Here is a 5,690-nt window from a genome sequence, read left to right as displayed (position 1 = left end):
CTGCGCCACCTGCCCGAGGTCGAGCAGGGCAACGGGGGCGGGGGTGGTGCGGTCACGGGAGACCGGTCCGGGGAGTGCGTTCGTGCTCACCGGACCATCCTGACCCCCAAGTGGCATTGTTCTCCATAGCCACTTCTGGGAAAGTGGCTTCATGGCCCCCTCCCTCAGCGCCAGCCGGGTCGCCGCACTGGTGGGCGACTTCGACCGCTCCCCCGCGTACGCCGGTCTCAGCGACGCCCTCGTGCTGCTCATCGGCGACGGCCGGATCGGGATCGACGTCCGCCTGCCCAGCGAGCGCTCCCTCACCGAGGCGCTCGACGTCTCCCGCACCACCGTCACCCGGGCGTACGCCGCCCTGTGCGAGGCCGGGTACGCCCGGGCCCGGCACGGGTCGGGCACCTGGACGACCGTGCCCGGTGGCCGCCGTCGCGCCCACGACCGGTCGCTGCTCCCCAGCACCGACCGCCGCACCGTCATCGACCTCAACTGCGCCGCCCCGTCGGCGCCTCCGGGCGTCGCCGCGGCGTACGCGGCCGCCGTCGACGAGCTCCCGGCGTACCTGTCGGGCACCGGCTACTTCCCCGTCGGGGTCGACCGCCTGCGCGAGGAGATCGCCCAGACGTACGTCGACCGGGGCCTGCCCACCAGCCCCGACCAGATCATGGTGACGCCGGGCGCCCTGGCCGCGGCCACCGTCGTCTCCCGCGCGCTGACGAGGCCCGCCAGCCGGGTCCTGGTGGAGTCCCCCACCTACCCGAACGCGACCATGGCGCTGGCGCACGCCGGAGCCCGGCTGGCCCCGCTCGTCGTCGACCCCGACGGGTGGGACGTCGCGGCCACGACGGCCCAGATCGCCCACGCGGGCGCGCAGGCCGCGTACCTCATCCCCGACTTCCAGAACCCCACCGGGCACCTGATGGACGACCCGACGCGCGAGCGTCTCGCGGCCCAGCTGCGCCGGGCCGCAACGCTGCCGGTGATCGACGAGGCCCACCAGCAGCTCGCCCTCGACCCCGCGCTGGCGGACGCCATGCCGGCGCCGTTCGCCGCGCACTGCCGCGACGCCATCACCATCGGCAGCGCCAGCAAGAGCCACTGGGGCGGGCTGCGGCTGGGGTGGCTCCGCGCCCCGCAACGACTGATGGACGCGCTGCTGCAGGCCCGCGTCGCCCTGGACCTGGGGACACCGGTGCTCGAGCAGCTGGCGCTGGCGCACCTGCTCGCCGACCCCGGCGAGGTCCTGGAGCACAACCGGACCCGGCTGCGGCTCCAGCGCGACACCCTCGTGGCCGCCGTGACCAAGCACCTGCCGCAGTGGCGGTTCCACCACGTCCCGCGGGGCGGGCTGGCGCTGTGGTGCGAGCTCCCCGGTCCGGTCGGCACCCGGCTGGCCCACGCGGCCGAGGACCACGGCGTGGCACTGGCGCCCGGCCCCGTGTTCGCCGTGGAGGGCGGCCTCGACCGGTTCGTACGCCTGCCGTGGACCCGTCCCGCCGACGAGCTCGAGGAGGCCGTCGTACGGATCGCGACCGCGTGGGACGAGGTGTCGCAGGGAGTACCCCGGAGCAGCACGAGGCCCGGCGGCGCTGCTGCGCCACCGGGCCGGGTGCTGATCGCCTGAAGCCTCAGGCGGGGGTCGTTCAGGCCAGGTCGGCCGCGCGCACCGACTCGGCGTCGATGGCGTCCTTGATGGAGACCAGGGCGTCGGCCGGGATCGCGGAGTCGACCGAGAGGGCCACCAGCGCGTGGCCGCCCTTCGCGTCGCGGGCGACCTGCATGCCGGCGATGTTGACGCCCGCGTCGCCGAGGATGCCGCCCACCGTGCCGACCATGCCGGGACGGTCCGCGTAGGTGAAGAAGGCGAGGTGGTCGGTCGGCTCGATGTCGACGTCGAAGCCGTTGACCTCCACCAGGCGCTCACGCTGGTTGATGCCGACCAGGGTGCCGCTGACCGACACCTGGGTGCCGTCCGCGCGGGTGCCGCGCAGGGTGACCAGGTTGCGGTGGTCGGCGCTCTCGCCCTCGATGAGCAGGCGCACGGCGGTGCCGCGCTCGGCGGCCAGGAGCGGCGCGTTCACGTACGAGACCTGGTCCTCGACGATGTCGGTGAAGACACCCTTGAGGGCGGCGAGCTCGAGCACCTTGACGTCGTACTCGGTGATCTCGCCGCGGACCTCGACGTCGAGCGACTGCGCGACCTCGCCGGCCAGGGCCGTGAAGACGCGGCCGAGCTTCTCGGTGAGGGGGATGCCGGGACGCACGTCCTCGGCGATGACGCCGCCCTGGACGTTGACGGCGTCGGGGACCAGCTCACCCGACAGGGCGAGGCGGACCGACTTGGCCACGGCGATGCCGGCCTTCTCCTGCGCCTCGTCGGTGGAGGCGCCCAGGTGCGGGGTGGCGACGACGTTCTCGAGCCCGAAGAGCGGGCTGTCGGTGCACGGCTCCTTGGCGAACACGTCGAGACCGGCGGCCGCGATCTGGCCCGACTTGAGGGCCTCGTACAGGGCGGCCTCGTCGACGATGCCACCGCGGGCGGCGTTGACCAGGACCAGCGAGGACTTGGCCTTGGCGAGCTGCTCGGCGCCGATGAGACCCACGGTCTCCGGCGTCTTGGGCAGGTGCACGCTCATGAAGTCGGCCTCGGCGAGCAGCGTGTCGAGGTCCACGAGACGGACGCCCATCTGGGCGGCGCGGCCGGCCTGGACGTACGGGTCGTAGGCGATGACCTTCATGCCGAACGCGGAGAGGCGCTGGGCGACCAGGACGCCGATGCGGCCCAGGCCGACGATGCCGACGGTCTTCTCGTACAGCTCGATGCCGGTGTACTTCGAACGCTTCCACTCGCCGTTGCGCAGCGCGGCGTGGGCCGGGCTGATGTGGCGCGCGGCGGCCAGCATGAGGGCGACGGCCAGCTCGGCGGCCGAGACGATGTTGGAGGTCGGGGCGTTGACCACCATGACGCCGGCCTGGGTGGCGGCCTTGACGTCGACGTTGTCGAGACCGACGCCCGCGCGCGCCACGACCTTGAGGCGGCCGGCGGCCGCGAGGGCCTCCTCGTCGACCTTGGTGGCGGAACGGATCAGGATGGCGTCGACGTCCGCGATCGCCGGGAGCAGCTCGGCGCGGTCGGCACCGTTGCAGTGGCGGATCTCGAAGTCGGGGCCGAGCGCCTCGATGGTCGCGGGGCTGAGCTCTTCGGCGATGAGAACGACAGGCTTGGTCACAGCGGAATTCCTCGTGAAGGGTGAGCGGAAGAAGAATCGGTGGCGGACCGTACACACCCCCGGTCCGAGGGGACGGTCCTGCACGACGCTGTGCGGTACCAAGCCTAGCCCACGGGCGCGCGCCGTCCGATTCGGAACCACGCAGTGGGCAGGCCCTGTTCCGCGTGGCCCACCAGCGGGACAGACTGGCCCCCGCGGGTGCCCGCTCGGGGGCGCCTCCACCTGTCACGCGCGAGGGAGATCCCGATGACCGGTCCCGTCCTGACCACACCCCCTGGATGGCGCCTCCTCTTCACGGCGACCGCGCTCTTCTTCACCGCGGGGCTCGTGTGGAACGTGCAGCGGATGGTCGCGGGCACGTTCGAGTGGACGACGACCTACGTCATCGGGATCCCGCTGCTGGTGGTGATCGTGCTCGGCGGCGTCGTGGGCGCGGCCGCGGCGTGGACGAGCCGGGTGTGGGTCGACGGGGCCGGCGTGCTGCACCAGAGGACGCTGCGCGCGGACGTCACCCGGGTGCTGGCGCCACCGACGACGGTCCGGTTCGTCCAGACCCTCCCCGCGCGTGGGTCGACCCTGATGGGCACGTGGACGCTGCACGTGGTGGCCCCGGGCGAGCCGGTGCTGAAGATCTCCACCCCGTACGTGGGCGACATCTCCGACCTCGCCCGGCTGCTCCAGCCGGCCCTCGCCGCGCACCCCGAGCTGGCGGCCGACGAGGTCAGCCGACAGGCGATCGAGGAACCCGCGTCGCTGCGCTCGCCGACGGGTCTGTGACCCGCCGGTGCGCGTACCCGGGTGATCCTCAGACGGCGCAGCCGTCGGGGCCGCACTCCTCGCCGCCTCCGACCACCTCGATGGCGGGGTGCGTGTCGGCCCAGGCCTTCTCGAGGACCTGCGTGAAGACCTCACCGGACTGGGCGCCGGACACGCCGTACTTCCCGTCGACGACGTAGAACGGCACGCCCGAGGCGCCGTACCGCTGGGCCTGCTCGATGTCGGCCTGGACGTCGGAGAAGTACTCCTCACTGGCCAGCACCTCCTCGACCCGGTCGGCCGGCAGTCCGGCTCCCACGGCCAGCTCGCGCAGCACGTCCTTGTCGCCGACGTTGCGCGCGCCGATGAAGTTGGCCTCGAGCAGGGCCTCCTTGAAGGCGCCCTGCAGCGCGTTGCCGCCGGTCGCGTGGGCCAGGTGAAGCAGACGGTGGGCGTCGATGGTGGAGACCCGCATGGACTTGTCGTACTGCCAGGCCATGCCTTCCTCGGCGGCCACGGCGACGACGCGGTCGATCATCTGCCGGCCGGCCTCGGGCCCGCCGCCGTACTTCTTGCCGAGCGACTCGGCGACCGTCTCGGTGGCCACGGCCGGCGCGGAGGGGTCGAGCAGGTACGACCGCCAGTGCACCTCGACCTGGTCCGCGTGCGGGAACTCGGACAGGGCCTTCTCCAGGCGGCGCTTGCCGATGTAGCACCACGGGCACACGACGTCGGACCAGATCTCGATCTGCATGACGGGTGCAACGGTGGCGGAGCCCGCGATGTTCCCCGCGTGGTTGCCGTGGCGGGTTGCGTCATACGAACGTGGGCCCGCGGGGGTTGCGTCATACGAACGCGGGCCCCGCCCCCCGCGCGTCAGGCAAACCCGGACCAATACGTACGGATCCGCATGACGCAGGCCCCCAGCAGGACGCGTACGCATGACGCAGGCCCCCGGCAGGACGCGTACGCATGACGCACCCGCCGCGAGACCCCGTACGCATGACGCATCGCCCTTGAACGGCAGCAGCCGCGCACCCCACCCCACCCAACGGGTGAGATGGCGTGCGCGGCTGCAAGGCCAGACCACGCCGGTCTGACTCAGCTGACGCGCGCGGCCGCCAGGCGGAGCCACGAAGTCGATCTTTGGAGCGGAGCGATCGACGAAGTGGCGACAACGCAGCGGACGCGCCGTCAGGCTGACTCAGACTCAGCGTGCGGCGGTGTCCATTTCGCCACCCGCCTGCGGGGCTCGCCTCCGCCGGGCCCCGCTACGCTCGGCCCGGCTTCAGCTCACTCCTCAGCGTGCGGCGGTGTCCATTTCGCCACCCGCCTGCGGGGCTCGCCTCCGCCGGACCTCGCTACGCTCGGCCCGGCTTCAGCTCACTCCTCAGCGTGCGGCGGAGCCGTCGGTGTAGTCCGCGTCCTGCTGCTTCCACGAGAAGTGGGAGCGCAGGGTCTTGCCGGTGGCCTCGATCGGGTGGGCGGCACCCTTGGCGCGCAGCTCCTGGAACTCCGGCGCGCCGGCGTCCTGGTCGGCGATGAAGCGCTCGGCGAAGGCGCCGGAGACGATGTCGGCCAGGACGGCCTTCATGTTGTCCTTGACCTGCGGGTTGATGACGCGCGGGCCGGAGACGTAGTCGCCGTACTCAGCGGTGTCGGAGACCGACCAGCGCTGCTTGGCGATGCCGCCCTCCCACATGAGGT

At 72.5% G+C, this 5,690-nt stretch carries 4 protein-coding genes and 1 pseudogene; 2 read left to right on the top strand and 3 right to left on the bottom strand.

What is annotated here, in order from left to right; all coding sequences use genetic code 11:
* Positions 1-151 precede the first annotated feature (151 nt).
* Complete coding sequence (locus ACI379_RS15915) at positions 152-1,621, top strand: PLP-dependent aminotransferase family protein (protein WP_439793093.1); 1,470 nt, start codon at positions 152-154, stop codon at positions 1,619-1,621.
* A gap of 19 nt (positions 1,622-1,640) precedes the next feature.
* Here ACI379_RS15915 and serA read toward each other — a convergent pair whose 3' ends face one another.
* Entirely contained in the window at positions 1,641-3,227 is a 1,587-nt protein-coding gene (serA, locus tag ACI379_RS15910) for a phosphoglycerate dehydrogenase (RefSeq protein ID WP_439793092.1), read from the bottom strand.
* Positions 3,228-3,473: 246 nt separating this feature from the next.
* Between serA and ACI379_RS15905 the strand changes: the two genes are divergently transcribed.
* Entirely contained in the window at positions 3,474-4,004 is a 531-nt protein-coding gene (locus tag ACI379_RS15905) for a hypothetical protein (protein WP_439793091.1), read from the top strand.
* A 28-nt stretch (positions 4,005-4,032) separates the two neighbouring features.
* On the opposite strand, the gene ACI379_RS15900 is transcribed toward ACI379_RS15905, so the two are convergent.
* Together ACI379_RS15900 and ACI379_RS15895 are read right to left on the bottom strand one after the other, a co-directional pair.
* Positions 4,033-4,737, bottom strand: coding sequence for a DsbA family oxidoreductase (locus ACI379_RS15900; RefSeq protein ID WP_439793090.1), 705 nt, complete (start codon positions 4,735-4,737; stop codon positions 4,033-4,035).
* Between the two features lie 636 nt (positions 4,738-5,373).
* Positions 5,374-5,690 (bottom strand): annotated as a pseudogene (locus ACI379_RS15895) (ketol-acid reductoisomerase); the annotation flags it as partial.

Origin of the sequence: Nocardioides sp. (assembly GCF_051876515.1) — a bacterium.
Taxonomy (GTDB): Bacteria; Actinomycetota; Actinomycetes; order Propionibacteriales; family Nocardioidaceae; genus Nocardioides.
The sequence above is the reverse complement of the archived record's forward strand: the minus strand, read 5'-3'. Positions and strand labels throughout refer to the sequence as shown.

What these genes read in the sequence shown, in the direction of transcription:
- ACI379_RS15915 (WP_439793093.1), top strand. Translation starts at nt 152, where the DNA reads ATGGCCCCCTCCCTCAGCGCCAGCCGGGTCGCCGCACTGGTGGGCGAC.
- ACI379_RS15905 (WP_439793091.1), top strand. Translation starts at nt 3,474, where the DNA reads ATGACCGGTCCCGTCCTGACCACACCCCCTGGATGGCGCCTCCTCTTC.
- ACI379_RS15900 (WP_439793090.1), bottom strand. Translation starts at nt 4,737, where the DNA reads ATGCAGATCGAGATCTGGTCCGACGTCGTGTGCCCGTGGTGCTACATC.